We start from the raw sequence: 19,858 nt of genomic DNA, 5'->3' as shown, positions 1-19,858 counted from the left end.
AAACTACTTCGGCCGCTCCTCCCAAGCGTGAAGCCAATACTGTCCGCGGTTCGACTCTGCTCGACACACCACCGCTGGGGTCAACGGTGCTGGCCAGAACTGCAGCAGGTACGTCTCCTGCTGTTCGTCCCGTTCCGGGTCCGCTGCGTCCGCGTCTCGCACTGCGTATCGCAGGCGGTAGGTGACGCCCGCCTCGAGCGGGAGGGGCTCCTCCGGCTCCGCAAGTGACCCGAACAGGTCCGCGACGAACGCAGGCCCCATCGCCGGGAACGGCACGTCAACGACATCCGACCACCGGTCATCCAGCGCAGGTGGTTCACCCGGATGTACTTCCACGTCCACGTCGATGTCGTAGCCCTCGCGCATCGTGGTCAGAAGTAGCTGGCCGCCGATGAGTTCGCGGCCGGCTCGCAGTCCACGGCCCGCCCACTCAGACAGTTGCGTTCCCGGGTCAGAGTGCAGCAAGCGCTGCGTTGCCGCGTCGTCGCCGAATCCGTCAGTCATCTCCTGACAGACGCTGACCGTCGACCGGTCAAAGCTCACGCGGCGCCGGACGGTCTGGAGTACCTCCCGCATGCCGGTGATCGTAGTAGCGACGGCGCAGTCAGCGTCGCCGCCCGGCCCCCGTATCCGCTGACCTCTGCGGCATGCCGTCATCGGATACCTCATCAACGGGCACTGGTCGTTGCCTTTGCCCAGCGTGGTCCCCGCCATCGTCTTCCCCGTGCCGGAGCGCCTCGGCGGCGACGCGGTCGTGGCGCATCAGCGCGAATGCCCGCAGCTGCTGCGAGTTGGTGTTCTCACCGCGCGGCGCCGGGTGGAAGGTCACTCGCACACGCGTCGCACTCGCTCGACGCAGCCCTGCCCGTACCAGGCGAGCAGAGCGTTGCGCGTTCATGAGCATGTCGGTCCTCCTGCTGTCGACGCTAGCCGGTGGACTTGTTCATGCCTAGCGCCAGAGAGGTGTCCAGCCCGGCCGCGAGCTCGTGGTCATGGCGCTGCGATGAGACTTGCCACCATCGGCGATGGTGGCGTCGTTTCGGTCACGCCCGCGAATAAACCGCGAGTCCGCCGCCAGTGCCGTACCTGCATAGGTGAGGCATGGCAGCCGAATCGAAGCGTGTTCTCGCCGTCCGTGACGTCCTCACTCAGGCGGTTCGTCTCGCCACCGGTCTGCCCACTGCGGGTCCCCGCCCTGGTCAGGCGCTGATGACCGACGACATGGCGTCGGCAGGGGATCCTGTCGGCGGGCACATGGCTGGTATCGCACCGACCGGTTCCGGGAAGTCCCTCGCAGCGTTGTCGGTCGCCGCGGTCGGCGCCGCCCGGTACGGGGAGCGGTGGCTGGTGTCCACCGAGTCCTTGTCGCTGCAGCAGCAGTACGTGAACAAGGACGCACCGACCGTCGTGCAGGCGACGAAGGAGGTGCTCGGTGCGGACCTCGGTGTCGCCGTCCTCAAGGGCTGGTCGAACTACGTGTGCGCTGCGAAGACGATGAACGTCGTCCGGAAGCTCGGCATCACCAACGGGCAGGGCGGACTGTCGGACACCGCCAACCGCATCGACCGTGCCCACCTCAAGGACACCGTGTTCGCCGACGGACGTGTCCACGATTCGACGACGCTGCGGCCGCTCCTCGCCTGGGCGGTCCGGCAGCATGAAACGCCGGACACCGCCGGAGACAAGCACTCCTACCAGGGTGAGATGAGCGACCTCGCCTGGTCGGCGGTGTCCGTCTCCACCCAGGAATGCGTCGGCGAAGCAGCATGCCCGCTCGCCGCGATCTGCCGGCCCCGCATCGCCCGGGAGAAGGTGGCGGAAGCGGACATCGTCATCACCAACCATGCGATGCTCGCCGTGCAAGCCGCGTCGAACACCCCCGTCGTCATCGGCAACCAGAAGCTCGGCGCGTTCCACGGCATCATCGTCGACGAAGCGCACGCCCTCCCCGGCATCGTCCGCTCGCAAGGGCAGTCCGCCATCTCCGCATCCCGCTTGCAGGGCATCATCAACCGGGTTCGGGAAGCCGGCGGGGAAGGCAACCCCACCGTCGACAAGTGGGTCGCCGACGGCAAGCAGGTCATCGACTACGTCGCCCACGAGATCGCGTCCGGGCAGCAGTCCTCCGACGACGGACGGATCCCCCAAACCGTGGACCCGCTGGAAAACACCGGCGACGTTCTCACCGCCTGGTTGAAGTCCGGCAGCCAGCACGCGCAAGCCGTCGCCGACAAGAGCGACATGTCCTCCGTCATCGCCTCCAAGCGCGCCGCCGCCGCCATCGACCAGATGGTCCGCACCGTCGACTCGGTCAGGCAGCACTGGGCAGGGGTCGCCCGCTGGTGGGAGAACGACGGCGACGGCCGCGGCGCCGGCGGCGCAGGGCTGCAGTCCGCACCGGTGCAAGTCGCCGGGATGATGGACCGGAACCTCTGGCACGACGCCTCCACCCCACCCGCCGACGACGACGACAGCAGCGACCAGCAGAAGCCTGCCTCCGACGGCGAAGAACCCGCCGTTGTCGAACCGCGGCCGCTGACCGTCGCCACCCTGTCCGCCACCCTGCAGCAGGGGTTCGTCCGCGACGCCGGCCTCAAGACGCAGGTGAAGTCGTACCCGTCACCGTTCACCGACGCGTACGCCCGGTCCCTGCTGTACGTGCCGAAGGTGACCGACGACCGTGACGCCGACGCCATCGGCGCCACCCGGTACGGGAAAGTGAAGTTCGACGTCCGCCGGCACGCGGAATGGGCGGCGCGCGGCATGGCGAAACTCATCGAACTCAACGGCGGGTCCGCGCTCACCCTCGCCGCCACATCCACCAACGGCCGCCAGTACGCCGAACACTTCCGCAAGCAGGCGCGAGGCCGCTTCAACGTGTACTCCCAGTGGGACGGTGAAGCAGCGTCCGTCATCGTCGACCGGTGGAAGCACGACAAGCACGGTGTCCTCGTCGGCACGAAGTCCCTCATGACCGGCGTGGACGCCCCCGGGGAGACGTGCACCCTCGTGCAGGTGGACCGCGCACCCCGCGCTGCGTCGAACCCAGTCGATGACGCCCGCGTGGACTACCTCATGGAGACCGCCGGGTATGACCGGTGGACCGCGGACCGTCTCGTGTACGTCGCGGACGCCGCCATCCTCCTCGAGCAGGCCCTCGGACGGCTCATCCGCTCCGGCAGCGACTGGGGTCTCGCAGCAGTGTGGGACCCCCGGATGATCAACGCAGGTCCCTTCCGCTACCAGACGCCGACACGGAACAGCTACCAGGAAGCGATGCGGTGGTTCCCCATCAAAACCACCAGCCTCGACGACGCGAAGGCGTACCTCCGCAACCGGGGACACGTCGGCTGACCGCGGGCGAGAGCTTCAGGGCTGGGTTCGACCTGTCGGCGCAACTTCCACGTTTCGAGGCGGTCGGACGGGTGCGCTCGGTATCGCAAGCACCGCCGAAGTCCGCGCGACGCAGTTGTGGCCCGCGCTCTTTCGGACTGCCTCCCGCTCAGCCGACGGGGCGCGTCGACTCCCGCTCGACAACCCGGAACTCGGAGTAGCGCTGGGTTGCCCCGCCGTCATGCGCGGGCGTCTCGATCCTCTCGACGAGCAGGTCGACCGCCATCCGTGCGACATCCTCCATGCCGGGGCTCACGGTCGACAGGGTCGGCGAGGAGTACCGGCCCTCGTCGATGTCGTCGTACCCGATCACCGCGACGTCCTCAGGCACGCGCACGCCCCGCGACTGCAGCTCGTGCATCGCACCGAGGGCGAGGAGGTCGTTGAACGCGAACAGGCCGTCGAATGGGACATCGCGCCGTAGGAGCTCCGTGGCGCCCGCCGCACCGTTGGACCGATGCCAGCGGTTGGTGACGACGACGAGGCCGTCGTCGAACGGCACGCCCGCTTCGTCGAGCGCGCGCCGGTAACCCTGGAGGCGCAACTCGGCCGACCCGTTCGACTCGTCCGGGTCGGAACCGATCGCCGCGATCCGTCGCGCTCCGCCCGCGAGCAGGTGCGCCGTGGCGGCGTGGGCGGCGGCCTCATCCCGCATGAGCACCGCATCGCCGGTCTCGCTCACGCGGTTGCCGAGGAGCACCATCGGGAACGACACGTTGAACAGCGCCGTGTCACCGGGGCCGAGCCCGAGCGGGCTGAAGATGAGCCCGTCCGTCAGGTTCCGCTGGAAGCCCGCGAGGACGTCGACCTCACGTTGCCGTTTCGCATCCGTCTGTTCGACCAGCACCTTGAGCCCGTGCCGGTCGGCCTCGTGGATGACGAGCGCCGCGATTTCGGCGAAGTACGTCTGGGTCAGATCCGGGACAGCGAGCATGATCATGTTGGTGCGGCCGACCCGGAGGTTCCGCGCCGAGACGTTCACCTGGTAGCCGAGCTCGGCGACAGCGTCCATGACGGCAGTGCGTGTGGAGCTGCTGATGTACCGGTGCCCGTTGATCACGTTCGAGACCGTTTTCGCCGATACCCCCGCTCGTTCCGCGACGTCCTTCATGGTCACCGGCATCCCGCGCTCCTCCCCGTCATGCGACACCTCCGTACGGTCTCGGATCCGGGCGCGTCACCCCTTGACCGACCCCGCGACGAGACCCGCCACGTAGTACCGCTGCAGGAGGAAGTACAGCACGACGCAGGGGATGGCGGCGATCACGGCACCGGCCTCGAGGAAGCCGTAGTTCACGACGCCCTGGGTACCGAGCTCCAGGTTGAGCAGCTGCACCGGCAGGGTGAACTTGCTCTGCGTGCTGAGGAACGTGACCGCGCCGAGAAACTCCGTCCACGAGAACAGGAACGCGAACAGGCCGGCGCTGACGACGCCCGGCAGAATGAGCGGTCGCAGCACGAGCACGAGCGTCTGCCACCCGTTCGCACCATCGACCCGCGCCGCCTCCTCGAGCTCGCGCGGCGTCTCGACGAACGTGTTCCGCATGATGAACACGCAGAACGGGAGGGCGTACGTCGCGTCGACGAGGATCAAGCCGATCCACGAGTCGGCGAGGTGGAGGTCGTCGAGAACCGACAGGAGGGGGATCACGACCGCCTGGAACGGCACCATGATGATCGACAGGAAGAAGATGAATACGACGTTCGACCCTCGGAACGTATATCGCGTGAACGCGTAGCCCGCGAGGGCCCCGCAGAGTGTCGCGAGGACCGCGCTGCCGACGCCCACGACGATGCTGTTGCCGACGTACGGCAGGAGGTCGCCCGACCTGCCGAGCAGCTGGGCGTAGTTGCCGAGACTGCTTGTGGCCAGCATGCCGAAGTCGATCGGCTGGATCGCGTCCGTCCCGTGCTGGAGCGAGCGGAGCAGCGCGGTCAGGAGCGGTGCGAGCATGCCGGCGGCCACGATGATCGCGACGGCGTAGAAGATCGTCGCCGCCACCGGACGTCGACGGGCTGACCGGGAGGCAGTGCTCGCGCTCGCCGCGCCGGTCCGGCCCGCTGCAGCGCCGCTCGCTCCCGCCACGGCATCCGTGGCAGCCCTGTCTGCGCGGTCGTGGTCGGTCACGGTAGGTACTCCGTTCGGTCGGCCCTGCAGGTCCGTCGGCATGGTCGTCTCCGCGCTACTCATCGGTCGCTCCCACACGGAACAGCCGGAACTGCACCACCGTCAGCACGGCGATGATGACGAGCAGCACGACCGAGATCGCCGATGCATACCCGAGGTGGAACTGGGCGATCGCCGTCTTGTAGGCGATGATCACCGGTGTCGACGTCGTGGTGCCGGGGCCGCCCTGCGTCAGGATGAAGAACTGGGTAAAGGCGAGCAGACTGCCGGCGACGGTCGTGATCGACACGAGGGCGACCGTGCGCTTGACCATCGGGAACACGACGAACCACTCCCGCTGCAACCAACCGGCGCCGTCCACTCGAGCGGCCTCGATCGTCTCCTCAGGCACCGCTTGCATTGAGCTCATGATGAGGATCATCCCGAAGCCGACGGACGCCCAGGCCGACACGAGCGCCACCGCGAAGAGGGCTGATCCCGGGTGCAGCAACCACGCCGTGTTCCCGTTCCCGAGCCCAACCGAGTGGAGGACCTGGTTGAACGAGCCGTACTGCGGACGGAACTCGAGCAACGCCATGTAGCTCAGGGTCGAGAGCCCGATGACGAACGGCAGCAGGTAGATCGCGCGGAGCACGCCGGTCCCCCGACGCTTCCGCCGCACGATGAGCGCCAGACCGTAGGCCCCGACGATGATGAGCACCGACGCGATGACCGTGAACGCTGCGCCGAATCCGAGTGCGCCGAGAAACGTCGAGTCCGTCAGCAACGACACGTAGTTCGTGACGCCGACGAACGTCCCGTTCCCGATGAGCGGCGCGCTCGTGAGCGACTGGTATACGACCGAGACGAGCGGTGCGACGAAGAACACGAGGCTCAAGGCGAGCGCCGGGGCGAGGAACGCGAGGGGCCGGAGCCACCGTCGCCGGGCGCGGGCGCGACGGATCGCGCTGGGCCCGGCGGCGGTGGTGTGCCCGGTGCGGGCGACGGTTGACATCGGGTCAGCCAGCGCTCTTGACGGTCGACTCGAACCCTGCCTGCCCGGTCTTCAGCGCGCCGGCGATGTCACCGGCGAATACCGCCTTCTGGAAGATCGGGCCGAATGGCCCGGAGTTCGAGAACAGGCTTTGGAACGCCGGCGTCTTCGGCGCGTAGCCCTTCGTCGACGCCTTGAGCGCGACCGCGAAGGCCGGGTTCTCGGCCTTGAGCTTCGACGTCATCGCGTCGGTCCGGACGGGCGTGTAGCCGTACTCCGGGTAGATCTGCTGCTGCTTCTTCTGCAGGACGAACTTCACGAAGTCCTCGGCCTGCTCGGCGTGCTGGCCCTTCGCCGGGAGCACGAACTCGTCACCGCCCGAGAAGGTCGAGTAACTGCCGGTCGCTCCGGGGATCGGCGCCGCGGCATAGTCGAAGCCCTTCGGCTTCGCGGACAGGATCGTGCCGAGTCCGTTGAACGTGATGCCGATCTTGCCCGCGATGAAGTCCTGACCGAACGTCGAGCCGTCCTCCGTCTGGTCGGACGCGGGCATGTCACCGTTGTCCCACATCGTCTTGAGCATCGTTAGCGTGTTCTTGAACGGCGTCGCGTCGACCTCGACCTTCGGGTCCGACGTGCTGCCCGACACGAGCTTCTGCCCGTTGGCGAACAGCGTCGGCGCCATCGCGAACACATTGCAGCCACCGCAGTTGCCACCGAACGAGAACCCCTTGACGCCGCCACCCAACTTGGTGATCGCCGCCGCGTCCGCCTCGATCTCCTTCGCGTTGGTCGGTGCCTTCGACGGGTCGAGGCCCGCCTTCTGGAACAGCGTCTTGTTGATCCACATGACCGACAGGTCCTGCATGAGCGGGACACCATACTGCTGGCCGTTCACCTTGCCGAGGTCCATCTGACCGGGGTTGAGCTCGCTCTTCATCGGCAACCCCTTCATGAAGTCATCCACGGGCTTGAGCGCGCCTGTTGCGGCGTACTGCGGGATGGAGACGTCGTTCATGCCGAACAGGTCAGGGACGTTGCCAGACCTCGTCGCGGCTGCGAACTTGGCGTCCTCCTGGTTCAGGGGCAGCACGGTCAGCTGCACCTTCACCTTGCTCTGCGACGCGTTGTACTCCTTGACGAGTTGCTTCGTGATCGGGCTCGTCGCGGCGCGCGCCCACATGGTCACCGTGACCGGGCCGCTGCTGCTGCCGCTCGCGCTGCAGCCGGACAGGACGAGTGCTGCGGTCGCGGCGAGTGCCGCGCCGACCAGCGCCTTCTTCGTGGTCTTCACCGTTTTTCTCCGTTGAAATCGGGTCGTGCAGGGGTTGGTGGGGTGTTCGGTCGTGCTCAGGCGGGGAGGATCGCTCCCGGTGCCTCCTCGGGGAGCCAGACGCGCATGGTGGTGGCGCCACGGTTGCCCCAGGCGAAGTAGGGGATGAGGGGGACCGCCCGTCGGCTCGTCGAGCTCTCCCGGTCGGCGTCCGACGTCGACGTGTAGGGGCTACCCGCGACCGGAGGCAGCGTCACGACGCTGAGCTGGGCCTCCGCGGCGGGCACCTCGAGCCAGTCGTACGCGACCATGCGGACGTCCACGTCGGCGGGTAGCCGCACGGCGTCGATCGTTGCGCCGTCGAGGTCGTCGCCCTCGACGCAGTAGACGATCGGCCCGCGCACGACGGCACGCTCGCCGCGGTAGGCGTCGATGCGGGGGTCCGCTCGCACGACGGCGAACTCAGGCGCGGTGCGGAGCACCACCGTGTCACCCGCGGTCCACGTCCGCTCGATGCGGAGGTACCCATCGGCGTCGGGAGCGACTGGAGCAGGTGAGCCGCCGCCGACCGTCAAGGTCGGCGCTGTCGTCCACTCGGGAACGCGTACCGCGAGAGTCCACGCCTCCGGACCGGTCTCGACGACCTCGAACCGGACCTCCCCGTCTGCGAACGGGACGCCCGAGGTGACCCGGAGCGACCGGCCGTGGTCGTCCTCCACTGACCCAGTCACGAGCTGGTGGAGCTGAATGCCGTGCTCGTCGCCGGTCGCGGTGATCTGACCGACGGTCGCGATGATCCGCATGAGGTTCGGCGGGCAGCAGGCGCACTCGAACCAGGTCTTGCGGTGGTCGTAGCCGTCCGGCGAGAGGATTCGGCCGGGCTCGCGAACGTACAACGGGTTGACGTATAGGTAGCAGGAGCCGTCGAGTGAACCGCCGGACAGCAGGCCGTTGTACAGCGTGCGCTCGATGAGGTCCGCATACCGGGATCGACCTGTTGCGAGCAGCAGGCGCCAGGACAGCATGACACTGCCGATCGCCGCGCAGGTTTCGGCGTAGGCGGTGTCCGGGCTGAGCTCGAACGGGGCGCCGAAGGCCTCGTCGTGCTGCCGCGATCCCGCGCCGCCCGTCAGGTACATCTTGGTCGTGACGAAGTCCTCCCACTGGCGCTCTGCCGCCGCCAGGAGTTCGGCGTCACCGGTCTCCACCGCGACGTCGACCGTGCCGCAGAGCAGGTAGAACGCCATCACCGCGTGTCCTTGGATGTGCTGCGATCCCCGGAGCGGCTGATGGTCGGCGAAGTGATCCGGGGAGAACCGCCACAGGCCAAACGAGTTGTGCCCGCGGCGGTCGATGAAGTCTTTGGCCAGCTCGAGGTGCTCGCGCTCTCCGGTCTCGCGGTAGAGCTCAACGAGCCCCATCTCGAGACCCGGGTGGAGGGGCAGAATCGCTGGGTCGGCCGCGATCGCATCGCGCACGAACGCGATGAACCGCCCCGCGACGTCGACGAGCCGGTCGTCGCCCGTGGCTCGGGCCCAGGCGACGGCGGTCTGCACGAGGTGGCCTCCGCAGTACAGCTCGTGGCCTTCGCGCCAGTTCTCGAGCGGCGCGGGGCTGCCCTGCACCGTGGTCCACGAGTGGACGCTGCCGTCCGCCTGCTGTGCCCGCACGATGAGGTCGACCGTGTCCGTGGCCTTCGCGAGCAGGTTGTCGTCGAGCGGCTGGCGCATGTGTTCTTCGGCCACGGCCTCCACCCACTTGTAAACGTCCGAGTCGAGGATCTTGACGACGTGCGGGTCGTTGAGCGGTCGGATGGTGGGGACGCCCTCGCCGTTCGCCGCGGCGCGCAGGTACGCGAGGCCGCCGTACTCCTCGAGGTGGTCGTACGCCTCGGGTAGGGACACGGTGCGGTTGTTTTCCATGCGGGCGGTCCAGAACTCATCGGTGATGCGCACGGCGTCGCTCCGCAGGGGTCGGAAAGTCGCAGGGGCGGCTTCTGCGGTGGGGAGGACGAGCGGACGTTCGGACGTCGTCGTTCGGGCGTGCATGGTGCTCCTCTCGGTGTTACATCGATGTAACAGCGGAGATGTTGCCACGATTACCGATCGCGCGTCAAGAGGCGCTTCAGGACGCGGACATCCTCCATGCCGCCAGAAGCGGCGACGCGAACCCCTACCTCCACGCGATGGTCAGCACCATCGGCCGGTGACGCAGTGGCGGACCCACGTGACGCGGCTCCCGCCGCAACGGTGCAGCGCACCTGAAACGACTTCGACCCGCCCTCGAGGCGAGAGCGGGTCGAAGCGCGGCGGACGGTGGCGTCAGCGACCCGGGTCGGCGTCGCCGCGCCGGTGCACCGCGATGGGACGGGTCATGAGCCGCTCGGACGGCCGGGAGCCGAGCCTGCCTGCGACGAGCCGACCCGAGCGTCGTGCTCGCTCCGTTGGGGCGGCTGATGCCGCGGACGCTCCGGAGACGCGCATGCCGAACGTCTCGGCGAGGACAGCGAGCGCATCGTCGATCCGTCCGAGCAGGTGCACACGGTCCCGGAACCGGTCGTGGCCGCGGTCGGCGCCGAGGCTTGCCTCCGCATCGTCGAGCAGCCCGCTGGCGCGCACCCACCGCTCTGCTGCGCTGTCTGAGCGGTCCGCGCGACGACCTCCGACGACACCGGACAGCGCGTCGATGGACGATGCGAGCACGCCGACCGCTTCCTGCAGCTGGGTCACCGCCGCTGGTGGCGCCGAGGTCTTGTCGAACGGGCCGCGGCCGGCGAGCTCCCGTGCGATCGCTGCGACGGATTCGAGCGTGGTCCGGGTGACGCTGTCCCGCTTGGCTTGCCCGCCGGTCGGCACCCGCACGACCGGTTTCAGGACCGCGTCGAGCTGGTAGGTGGCGGAGTCCACGGCGAGGGACCGGGATGCAAGGTCGGTGGACGTGTCGTCGGACGCGCCGCCGGCGTCGAGCACGAACGCGCGGACAGCCCCGAGCTGACGGCGGACAGCGCTCCTGATGAGTGTGTTCGAGGTGACGGGGAGCACGAGCGTCGAGACGAGGACAGCCGCGAGTGCGCCGATGAGGTTCTCGCCGATGCGGAGCGGGATGAGTGCGTCAGAGAAGTCACCGGAGAATGCGTACACCTGGCAGAGAACGACGATGAGTCCAGCCGTCCACAGCGCGTAAACGCCGCCGAACCCATACGTCCCGATGGCCAGCGCGAACGATGCGATGACGATCGACAGCAGCGGGTGCGTCGTCCCGAGGAGCGCGACGAGCCCGATGCCGACGGCGCCGCCGACGACGTTGCCGACCACACGCTGCACGGCCTTCCGCACCCGCTCATGGGTCGTGTTCGTGCCGATGATGATGATCATGACGCCGACAACGCCCCAGTAGAACCGTTGACCGCTCAGAAGCAGGGCGAACGGTTCCGTGATGGCGACCGCGACCGCCGCCTGGATGCCGGCTCGGACCGGCGCCGTGACCCGCGGGAACCGCCGCCACGGCCCGGCGAACCCGCCCTGCGCGAGCGCGTCGTCAAGCACCGGCGGCGCACCCTTCGGCCGGCCGTTGAAAAGCTCGACGGCTGAGCTGAACGGCACCTTCCCGCCGTCCTTCGGCGTGACGGCCCGGAAACGGCGCCAGCGACGCCCCAGCGACGACAGGTCACCGAGCTGCAGGGCGACACGGTGGACAACGTGTCGGACCGTGGCGTTCGCGGCCTCCCGACGCGCTGACGGAGTGACACCGAACCGTACGACGAGCATGCGGGCGGCGTCGTCGCCACGGGTGTTCCCGCCGCGGAGCACCATCGCGTAGGCACGCCGCACCGCCTGGCGGACGTCGGCGGGCGCTTCGGCGGTCACGAGTGCCTCGGCGCTGCGGCCGAGGCCGTCCATCGCCTGATGCGTGTCGAACAGGAGGCGGTGCAGGTCGACCGCAGCGCCGGTCGCGTTGGCCGGGTCGGCGAGGAGCCCGTCCGCGGTGAGCGCCGCCTCCTGCAGCCGGTCGAGCCGGCGGCGCAGCCGACGTCGGGCGCGGCGCACCTCACTGTCGCCGTCAGCACCGAGCAGGACGACGGAAGCGGTGAGTACCGACGTGCTCCACGCAACGAGCGCACGCCTGGTGCTCCGCAGCGCCCGGTACGGGGCCGGACGGAACAGCACCGAGCGGATGAGGATCGTCGCGGCGAGCGAACCGGCGACGACAGCGGCCACCGACGGGATCCCCGTCGCCGGCAGCGGGAGAAGCAACCCGACGAGATACCCCATGAACAGCACCATGCTGGCGTCCTGGCCCCACGGCTGCCAGGCCCGGAGAGAGAACTGCACGAAGAGAAGCACGACGATGATCGCGAGTTCGACGAACCGGTACGGCTTCAGTGCGATGCTCACGGTCACCGCGAGCACGAACGGCACGAACACCGCCGCGGACCGGACCGCGATCCGCTTCGCGGTGTCATCGGCGATGAGCTGACAGGTGACGAACGCCGGCTCCGCTCCGACGAGCATCCCGACGATGGGCGGCAGTCCAAGCGCTGTCGCGATGAGATAGCCGACGCCGATGCCAGCCGGGAGGCACAGGAGCGTCCGGAGAGCGAGCTGCGTCTTCGTCAGACCGATGTCCGCCATGAGCACCCGGTCCCAGGCACGCGCCCAGCGTGTGCGCTCATGTTCGCGGCGCTCCCGCCCAGCGGCCTCATGATCAGGTACCAATCGGCCGGAACCGGAGGAGCGGCTTGCCCCGTGGACATTCGTCACCGCGGGCCTCGCCTCCTTCTATCGCCGGTCCACCGTAGCCACCGGCGCTGACCTCGACCTGGGACCGAGTCGAGCGGCACGAGGACGACGGTAACGGTCCGCTGCGGAGCCGCGGGCCGGAAGCACCCGACACGCAAAGCGGCCCGCCCCATGGGAGCGGGCCGCCGGCGGTCGCTCAGGCGGGCACCTGCACCGGCCACGGACGGGTGGAGACGACGATGCGTTCGAGCTGGCCCAGGTCCCACAGCAGCAACGTGCGGAACCCACGCGCTTCCTCGTACGCGCGCAACATGAACCCGTCCGACATCGACTCGACGAAGAAAAACGTCCCTGCGACGAAGTCCGGCTCCGCGAGCAACGTCTCGTCTCCGCCGCCCATCACCTCGAACCGGTCCTGCTGGTCGGCGAAGAAGTTGGAGCAGGCGGACTCCCACAGGAGCCCTGCCTCAACCTCGGACAGTGCGATGTTCAGGATGATGCGCTGGTCGGTCATGGTCGTCTCGATTCGATGTTGGGAGCCGGTGACACTGGTTTTATGCGCGGAAGGCTAGGGGTCGCAACGCCCACTAGGACGTGCCGCACAGAGTCCTCGGCGGGCCCCTATGCCGCCGCCAAGCCCTCCGCTGGCAGCCACTCCGCCGTGGCATCCGGTTTCACCTGCAGCCGCGGCAGGTCCGGTTTCAGCGCCCGAACGACCCGCACAACGTCGGCGGCGGTGTGCGTGACCCACCCCGCTTTCAGCGCCCGAACCGTCTCCGGCAGATGCGCTTCATCACTCAGCACGACCGGCGCCGGCGGCCGCAGCAGCGGTTTCCGGAACAGGACGGACCAGGTGATGTAGCCGCGGTTCTCCGCAGAGACAATTCGCGGGCGGGTCGCAGCGGTACGATGCAGATGGTCGAGCATGTCGTCCGGGTTGTACACCGCGAACACGCCGCTGCTGCCGAGCGCGTGAACGAACACCGACTCCACCCCCATCGTCACGGACTTCCCCACCCCCGTGCAGTGCGCACGGTCCGGGAACGCATCCGTGAACTCCACCGCCATATTGCTCGTCCGGTCGAACGCTGCATCGTTCTTCACCTCCACCGGCGTAGGTCCGAACCACATATCGCCAGCATGTCGAGAAACGCTCCCCTTCTGATCGAGCGTTGCCCCAAGCGCACGCGCAACAAGACTCTCCACCCTGCGACCCTGCTCATACTGCGGCGCGAACTCATACACGCCGCAGCTATGCGACCATCAGCTAATCGGTTACCCACCAGCCGCAATACCGTGTACCGTTGACGGCGTTATTCCGGTAAGCGTTCCGGACGGTTAGCAGACCGAACCAACCGCAGAGCAAAGGACAGCCCCACATGGCTCAGAAGGTCACCACCACCCTCGTTGACGACCTCGACGACACCCCCATCGAAGACGGGAAGGGACGCACCGTCCAGTTCGGCTTCGACGGCGCCGACTACGAGATCGACCTCAATGACAACAACGTCGACAAGCTCCGCGACGCCCTCTCCGACTACATCGCCGCAGCACGCAAAACCAGCAGCCGCCGCACCACCGGCAGCAGCCGCGGAGGCAGCCGCACCAGCGGCCGCAGCAGCGACAAGAACGAACTCGCCGCCATCCGCACCTGGGCCAAAGAAAACGGCCACAACGTCTCCGAACGAGGCCGCATCAGCCAGACCGTCCGCGACGCCTACGACGCCGCCCACTGACGAGTCAGTACCAGCAACAACACGAACGCCCGACCGGGAACTGAACCGGCCGGGCGTTCGTCTTGTGCGGCGATACGGTGACCAAGCGGGAACCGCACCAAACCGGAACCCTCCGCGCATAACAGCAGCGACAGCAACCACCACCCGCCGGAAGGACACCACCGTGAGCGTCAAGAACTCTCTCCTGCACCTTGGCGCCCGGGTCACCGGCGACAACGGAGTCACCTACACCCGCATCTCCCGGCTCGGGCACTCCGACTGGATCACCCCCGAGGGCAAGCAGTTCTGGAAGCTCCCCGTAGAGCAGTACACCGTCGACTACAACCCCAAGAAGCACGACTACGAGGCGGCGTTCAACGTCACCCCCTCCTTCAAGCGCGGCGGCTTCGGCTTCGGTATCGTCACCCGGAAGGACCTGATGGAAGGCGACGCCGTCTACGACCTCGGGTTCATCATCAGCTTGTGCGACGAAGTCGCCCGCAAGGAGAGCGTCAACAAGAAGGATGACTTCCTGGTGACCGCCACGGTCGGTCGAACCTTCTGGACCTCACCAGTCATGTACATCCGCCGAGGCATCCCGGACAACGAGCTGAAAAACTACAAGCGCTGGGACGACTGAAGAGGGGAGGCGATCACCCGCCTCCCCTCTCAGCTCGTCAGCGCAGCGACTCAGACTCGCCCGCCGTCCCCGACGGTGCAGCCTTCGCGCCTGCAGGCGCATCTCCGCTCGACCCTACGGGGTCGTTACCGTCGCGCCACGGGACATTCTTCTTCTTGGGGTTGTTCGTGACCCAGGACTCCCTGCGCTGGAACTCGGCATCCGTGTCCCGCTCGTGGGCAGTGAACGCATCCTGCGCGCCTCGGAACTGCTCAGTCGCGTTCCCAAGCGCCGACTCAGCCTTCCGGAAGGCGTTCATCGCTTCATTTCTCTCCGCGCTGCGCTTGCTGTGCTGCATCGAATCGAGCCGAGCCCGGGCCATGTCGAAGTCCTGCTGCGCACGCACCTGCCTCTGCTGCAGCACCGCGAGGTTCTCCCGCGCCGGCTTCAGCTGGTCCTCCCGCCACTCAGAGAGGCCAGTGACAACCGCCTCGGACGCCGCGGCGCGCGCCTGGCCACGCTTGGCCATGTTCACCTTGTGCCCCGCGTGCGCCCCGAAAGCAGCACCCTTCGCGGCAGCGGCCACATCGCCCATCAGGACCCCGCCAGCGGCGCCGAGCGCCGCCCGACCCGCAACTCGACGAGCACCGGCAGTCGCATGGTGGACAGCAGCCACGCCCGCACCGGTCGCCTTAGCAGCAGTGACAGTCCCACGGAAGGACGCACCGGACGCCTTCACGCCGAACTGACCGGTCCGCGCTGCCGCCCTCACGCTGAGCTTCGCCTGCTCCGTCCACCATTCACCACTCCTCACGTTGCCCCACCCAGCGCCAACGGCAGACCTCGCCCGGTCCTGCAACGCCTTCCCCTTGGCAGTCGCGAACGACTTCATCGACGCGCCGGCCCGACGGGGATCCTTCACCGCGGCGTACGTCGCGGTGAACGCCTTACCCAGCCCATCGCGACCCGACTTCAGCGCACCCGGGACCGACCGCGCCGCCTGCATGGACCCAAACCACGCAGCCTTCGCACCGGCGCTCACCGCGCCCGGAGCAGCCTTCACCCCAGCCCCGAAGGCACGGGCCCCGTCCCGGAACGAAGTAGCCACACGCTGGCCGCGCGTCTGCGCGCCCGCAGCGCCCTTGCCGCCTGCAGCACTGGCAGCCCAAGCACTCTCCGTACCGGCACCCTTGCCCGGCGTGGAACCGATAGGCGCCATGCGTCCCGCGCGGCCCTTCGCCGCCACCGCCCCGCCAACACCGGCAGCGCCGATGCCAGCTGAGACGGCACCGCTCTTGATGGTCGTCGCCGCGCTCGTCATCCTGCCGCCTGCAGTGCGGCCAGCCCCGGCGATGCGGTTGACGAGGCCAGCGCCTGCAACCGCCCCGACGCCGCCTGCCATGGAGCCCCACGCCAGGGCCCCCGATGGGGTCAGGGGGCTGACACCCAACTGCTTCTTGAACATGAGGTGCAGAGCCACGGCGGCAATGACTGGTGACATACCCGTCCAGAGCAGACCGAGGAATGAGCCGGGCCCGAAAGCGCCGTTGCCCGCCGCCTGAATCACGAGGGAGATGAGGCTCACGAGGTCGAGGAGCAGGTTCATGCTGAGCGAGAGCACCGCAAACCCGACGTACTGCTTCGAGAACTTGAGGATGGGATCCCATCCCGTTCCCTTGAGGAGGGTCATGATGAGGACCCCCAGAAGGGATACGAGGGAAATGCAGGTGGCGACCTTCGCGAGAATCACGACGACGGCGATGAGGCCGAAAACGATGATGCAGCCTATGGCACCAAGCACGTAGGCGAACAGGACCCCGAGGCCGTTAGACGCGAGGTTGTTTCCATGCAGGTTCTCGAGGAAAGACACGACGGCGGGGTGGTCCGCTGCGGCGGAGCTCTTGTTGAAGTCCGCAACGATCCCGCTGGAAGCGCCGGGGAAGTCAAGCTGCGGCGGGGTGTCGTCGAAATTGGAAAAGAGTGCTGTGCAGGTGGCCCGGCTGATCTCGTTTCCCGAGGAAGCGGACTCGAACCCGCCGGCGACGGTCCACTCTGGGCCGGGGGTGCAGGCGGCCCAGCCCACGAGGGCTTCGTCCAGGTCGCTGTTGTTGGTGTTGTTGCCCCACATGGCGGAGTCGATGTTGTCGGCGTTGAGCTTGTCGGCCGCAGCCTTCGTCCCGAAGGTAAGGACGATCTGTTGATTCGCCGACGCGTTTGCGTTCACATCAAGCAGGTGGCACCAGACGTTCGCTCCTTCGGTCTCCTGAGAGCCGTCAGTCTTCATGGGTGTCGAGCCGAACTGCGCCTGTCCCCAGGCGGCGAGGCCGGAGGACTCCCACATGTCGTTTAGCTCGACTTCCGTCTGAGAAGGAACGAGTCCTTCTGCCTGGCTCTTGGCCGAGTAGTTCTTGGGGTTCGTCGCGAGTGCGTTGAGGCGCTCGACGTACGTTGCGCATCGCCCCTGGTCTGCGTAATCGCCGACTCCTTGGGACTTTTCGAGCTTCTGCACGGCCGACGAGAGGGTCGAGGAGAAGGAGTTGGAGATGATGCAGACGCCTTGGTCGGTGAAGTTCGCGATCCAGCCCGGAGAGAGCACCCCGAAGCCCTTCACGGTAGAACACCCGCTCGCAGTTCCCTTGGACTCTGTGAGCTTTGTGGAGTCAGCACTCGCTCCCGCGACCATCGCAGACAGGAGCCCGATGATGAGGACAGTGGAAGCGAGCCGGCGGAGCGGCGGCCGGCCGCGCATGTAGCCGAAGAGAAGCGTTCCCAACGCCAGTACCCCGACCGCGGCGATGATCGGGGAGTTGAGGAACACGCCACCCAATGCCGCGAACGCTGAGTCGATGTTCAAGCCCGCCGACTTGAGGACGGACATACTCGAGGCGAACGAAAGCAACGCGCCCGCCATGCTGAAAAACCAGTTCCCGACCGTGATCAACGTGGTGGCGGAGCTTTCCTGCACCGAGTAAAGGATGTTGGCCGTGCCAAGCCACCCATCAAAGCGCCCGTGGAACTGCTGTGTCGCGCCTTGCCACCGTTGGTACGGAAGGCACGGCATCGTTGCCGTGCACTTGATGTCGGTGTAGGAGTTCAGGTCGGTGGGCTTCGACTTGGTGTTGGGGGCGCTGGCGTCAGTACCCGCAAGCGGGGAGTTGCCGGCGGACTGAGCGGAACCGGGTGGCAGGTCCGTAGCCGCCTGGGCGGCGACTGCAGGTCCCGCCACCGCCAAGCCAGCCACCATAGCTGCGCCCACCATGAGCTTGGTCCAGGTCTTCATCCGGTGGGCTGCTTTCCGCTCGTCTGTCGTCGCGACTGGGTAAACACAGCTGCGGAACGCTCCGTCGTGCGAGCCCCCGCTTCCTCTGCGCTCTGAACAATGCGGCCAAAACCGACGGCCTCGGCGATGGGTTGGAAGCACATATAGAAGGTGTCTTCGCTGACCTGCTTCTTGTCGAAATATGCCCGGTAGCGACGGACCTGGAGCCCCTGTCGCGTTCGGGCCTCAATCAGAAAGAAGACGGCGGCGATGATGACCGGGGGGATGGTGACCAGCGCCCACATGTGGATGAATGGGAAGGCGATCATCGTTGGCAAGGCCGAAGCGACGACACTTCCAGACAGAACGATGAGCGTCCGTCGTCCGACTTCGAGCCCGCTGATGATCATGGTTCGACCAGCGTTCTTGCTGCGCCCCGTGAGCTCGGTCAACGTGAATACGACTGGCTGCACGGTGAACCTCTCCTTCCTGCGTAGTGGCTACGCAGGAGCGAAGCCGCGTCCGGGTCTAGTGACCCGCCAGCGAACCGACGCTGTTGACGAGCACGCCGATGACGAAGTCGATGAGGCTCAATGCTGTGGGAATGATCAGGGACGGCGCCGCCAGAAGCGCGCCGAAGAGGCCGGCCCAGAGGATGTTCATGTGGCGGCCGCCTCCGCCACGACGGCGCTCGAAGAGGTACACGGCGATCGAGCCGATGATGATGACGACTCCGATGACCGAGAGGAAGGTCTGGACGTGAGACCAGCCGGTCGCGGAGGAGATCGCTCCCCACAGCGTGCTCCAGCTACCGGAGAGGTTGACGCTGCCTGCGGCCAGGGTGGTGGTCGGAACGTCGGTGGTGTGCAGCATGACGGGGCACCTTTCGATGGGAGGAGTTGTGGGCTCCGACTCGGGACATGCGGCGAAAACGCGGGTGGTTCGCTTGACCTCATGTCTCGTTCTGTCCTGCATGTGTGCGGCAAAAGTGCGACACGGGACGAGCGCACCTCGCGCCTCATGTCTCACCCCCGAACAGGGGTGGTTCGAGCGTCAGACCGACTCCGGGCAGGGCCGTAGGCTTGAGCGACGAGGCCTGGAGCCGCGTCCGCGCGACATCCGCGCATAGAGGGGGAAAGCCCGTATTGCGGGCATCGAAATCCGGAGGACAACCATGCGCACCGCAAGGATGCTGCTCGGCGCTGTTGTGACCGCAGGCGCGGTCGTCGCCCTTGCGGGCTGCTCGACAGCCAGCGCCGGCTCACCCTCGAACACCGCGGCATGGGAGTCGGTCCACATTCCCGCGGCCACCGCGAAGTACATCTCGGTGGACGTGGCAGTCAACGATAGCTTCGTCCCGCATGCGGATATCAAGGCTGGCACCCACGGGCTCGTCGTGCGTGTCACGAACAAGTACAGCGACGACATCAACTTCAACGAACTCGTCGTACTCGCCCCGCAGAAGGTCGTGTCTCACGAATCCGCGCCGAGCGATGACATGCAGGCGTCGAAGCTACCGTCGGTATGCAAGCCGCTCGGGGCCTACGGCACCATCGCTTTGAACCAGGCAGAGCTCGCCCACGATGGCACCGCCAGTGGTGAAGGGATCGTCATCAAGAAGGGATCCGCGGCGTTTGGGTGCGGGATGATCCAGAAGTCCGCACTCTCGAACGGTGAAGCACTCGTCACGGTCGATACCTCGAAGACTGGCGGCAACCCGGTGTCCGGGAAGGTGAACCTCTCGAGCGAGCTGAAGTAG

Annotated in this window: 16 protein-coding genes; 4 read left to right on the top strand and 12 right to left on the bottom strand. The window is 67.3% G+C overall.

The features are described 5' to 3' along the window. Positions 1-3: 3 nt before the first annotated feature. Positions 4-576 (bottom strand): hypothetical protein, encoded by a 573-nt coding sequence (locus DEI94_RS19435; RefSeq protein WP_111025240.1) that lies wholly within the window; start codon positions 574-576, stop codon positions 4-6. 678 nt (positions 577-1,254) lie between these two features. On the opposite strand from DEI94_RS19435, the gene DEI94_RS19430 reads away from it, so the two are divergent. After that, on the top strand, positions 1,255-3,354 hold the full coding sequence (locus DEI94_RS19430; RefSeq protein WP_111025238.1) for an ATP-dependent DNA helicase: 2,100 nt from the start codon (positions 1,255-1,257) through the stop codon (positions 3,352-3,354). 148 nt (positions 3,355-3,502) lie between these two features. Here DEI94_RS19430 and DEI94_RS19425 read toward each other — a convergent pair whose 3' ends face one another. From DEI94_RS19425 to DEI94_RS19390, 8 genes are all read right to left on the bottom strand, one after another. Then, positions 3,503-4,516 carry a LacI family DNA-binding transcriptional regulator gene (locus DEI94_RS19425; RefSeq protein ID WP_111025236.1) on the bottom strand — a complete coding sequence of 338 codons (1,014 nt, stop codon included), beginning with the start codon at positions 4,514-4,516 and terminating at the stop codon, positions 3,503-3,505. Positions 4,517-4,570: 54 nt separating this feature from the next. Next, positions 4,571-5,584 carry a carbohydrate ABC transporter permease gene (locus DEI94_RS19420; protein WP_111025234.1) on the bottom strand — a complete coding sequence of 338 codons (1,014 nt, stop codon included), beginning with the start codon at positions 5,582-5,584 and terminating at the stop codon, positions 4,571-4,573. Beyond that, complete coding sequence (locus DEI94_RS19415; protein ID WP_111025232.1) at positions 5,577-6,515, bottom strand: carbohydrate ABC transporter permease; 939 nt, start codon at positions 6,513-6,515, stop codon at positions 5,577-5,579. The genes DEI94_RS19420 and DEI94_RS19415 overlap by 8 nt, the downstream gene beginning before the upstream one ends. A gap of 4 nt (positions 6,516-6,519) precedes the next feature. Then, positions 6,520-7,788: an ABC transporter substrate-binding protein gene (locus tag DEI94_RS19410; RefSeq protein WP_111025230.1), complete on the bottom strand. Its 1,269-nt coding sequence runs from the start codon at positions 7,786-7,788 to the stop codon at positions 6,520-6,522. A gap of 56 nt (positions 7,789-7,844) precedes the next feature. Then, positions 7,845-9,815 carry a glycoside hydrolase family 127 protein gene (locus DEI94_RS19405; protein WP_111025228.1) on the bottom strand — a complete coding sequence of 657 codons (1,971 nt, stop codon included), beginning with the start codon at positions 9,813-9,815 and terminating at the stop codon, positions 7,845-7,847. A gap of 273 nt (positions 9,816-10,088) precedes the next feature. Beyond that, complete coding sequence (locus tag DEI94_RS19400; RefSeq protein WP_146249369.1) at positions 10,089-12,398, bottom strand: FUSC family protein; 2,310 nt, start codon at positions 12,396-12,398, stop codon at positions 10,089-10,091. Between the two features lie 304 nt (positions 12,399-12,702). Then, positions 12,703-13,020, bottom strand: a complete 318-nt coding sequence (locus DEI94_RS19395; protein WP_111025224.1) for a hypothetical protein — start codon at positions 13,018-13,020, stop codon at positions 12,703-12,705. A 107-nt stretch (positions 13,021-13,127) separates the two neighbouring features. After that, entirely contained in the window at positions 13,128-13,751 is a 624-nt protein-coding gene (locus DEI94_RS19390) for a hypothetical protein (protein WP_146249368.1), read from the bottom strand. A 134-nt stretch (positions 13,752-13,885) separates the two neighbouring features. Between DEI94_RS19390 and DEI94_RS19385 the strand changes: the two genes are divergently transcribed. Both DEI94_RS19385 and DEI94_RS19380 read left to right on the top strand, forming a co-directional pair. Next, the gene (locus tag DEI94_RS19385) at positions 13,886-14,242 is read left to right on the top strand and encodes a histone-like nucleoid-structuring protein Lsr2 (protein ID WP_111025221.1); all 357 of its coding nucleotides are present in this window, start codon (positions 13,886-13,888) and stop codon (positions 14,240-14,242) included. A 163-nt stretch (positions 14,243-14,405) separates the two neighbouring features. Further along, positions 14,406-14,861 (top strand): hypothetical protein, encoded by a 456-nt coding sequence (locus DEI94_RS19380; protein ID WP_111025219.1) that lies wholly within the window; start codon positions 14,406-14,408, stop codon positions 14,859-14,861. Between the two features lie 37 nt (positions 14,862-14,898). Here the strand turns inward: DEI94_RS19380 and DEI94_RS19375 are convergent, their stop codons facing one another. From DEI94_RS19375 to DEI94_RS19365, 3 genes are read right to left on the bottom strand one after another with little or no spacing between them, the layout of a single operon-like run. Next, positions 14,899-18,120 carry a TrbL/VirB6 family protein gene (locus tag DEI94_RS19375; RefSeq protein ID WP_111025217.1) on the bottom strand — a complete coding sequence of 1,074 codons (3,222 nt, stop codon included), beginning with the start codon at positions 18,118-18,120 and terminating at the stop codon, positions 14,899-14,901. After that, complete coding sequence (locus tag DEI94_RS19370; protein WP_111025215.1) at positions 18,117-18,572, bottom strand: hypothetical protein; 456 nt, start codon at positions 18,570-18,572, stop codon at positions 18,117-18,119. The genes DEI94_RS19375 and DEI94_RS19370 overlap by 4 nt, the downstream gene beginning before the upstream one ends. A 55-nt stretch (positions 18,573-18,627) precedes the next feature. Further along, positions 18,628-18,972 (bottom strand): hypothetical protein, encoded by a 345-nt coding sequence (locus DEI94_RS19365; RefSeq protein WP_111025213.1) that lies wholly within the window; start codon positions 18,970-18,972, stop codon positions 18,628-18,630. Between the two features lie 301 nt (positions 18,973-19,273). Here DEI94_RS19365 and DEI94_RS19360 point away from each other — a divergent pair, with 301 nt between their 5' ends. Beyond that, the gene (locus tag DEI94_RS19360; protein WP_146249367.1) at positions 19,274-19,858 is read left to right on the top strand and encodes a hypothetical protein; all 585 of its coding nucleotides are present in this window, start codon (positions 19,274-19,276) and stop codon (positions 19,856-19,858) included.

The organism is Curtobacterium sp. MCBD17_040 (genome assembly GCF_003234805.2).
In the GTDB taxonomy this organism is placed as follows: Bacteria; Actinomycetota; Actinomycetes; order Actinomycetales; family Microbacteriaceae; genus Curtobacterium.
Note: the sequence above shows the minus strand (reverse complement) of the source record. Positions and strands in the feature narration are given on the sequence as shown.

Coding starts and splice junctions, on each gene's coding strand:
- DEI94_RS19435 (WP_111025240.1), bottom strand. CDS start 576: ATGCGGGAGGTACTCCAGACCGTCCGGCGCCGCGTGAGCTTTGACCGG.
- DEI94_RS19430 (WP_111025238.1), top strand. CDS start 1,255: ATGGCTGGTATCGCACCGACCGGTTCCGGGAAGTCCCTCGCAGCGTTG.
- DEI94_RS19425 (WP_111025236.1), bottom strand. CDS start 4,516: ATGCCGGTGACCATGAAGGACGTCGCGGAACGAGCGGGGGTATCGGCG.
- DEI94_RS19420 (WP_111025234.1), bottom strand. CDS start 5,584: ATGAGTAGCGCGGAGACGACCATGCCGACGGACCTGCAGGGCCGACCG.
- DEI94_RS19415 (WP_111025232.1), bottom strand. CDS start 6,515: ATGTCAACCGTCGCCCGCACCGGGCACACCACCGCCGCCGGGCCCAGC.
- DEI94_RS19405 (WP_111025228.1), bottom strand. CDS start 9,815: ATGCACGCCCGAACGACGACGTCCGAACGTCCGCTCGTCCTCCCCACC.
- DEI94_RS19400 (WP_146249369.1), bottom strand. CDS start 12,398: ATGGCGGACATCGGTCTGACGAAGACGCAGCTCGCTCTCCGGACGCTC.
- DEI94_RS19395 (WP_111025224.1), bottom strand. CDS start 13,020: ATGACCGACCAGCGCATCATCCTGAACATCGCACTGTCCGAGGTTGAG.
- DEI94_RS19385 (WP_111025221.1), top strand. CDS start 13,886: ATGGCTCAGAAGGTCACCACCACCCTCGTTGACGACCTCGACGACACC.
- DEI94_RS19375 (WP_111025217.1), bottom strand. CDS start 18,120: ATGAAGACCTGGACCAAGCTCATGGTGGGCGCAGCTATGGTGGCTGGC.
- DEI94_RS19365 (WP_111025213.1), bottom strand. CDS start 18,972: ATGCTGCACACCACCGACGTTCCGACCACCACCCTGGCCGCAGGCAGC.
- DEI94_RS19360 (WP_146249367.1), top strand. CDS start 19,274: ATGCGCACCGCAAGGATGCTGCTCGGCGCTGTTGTGACCGCAGGCGCG.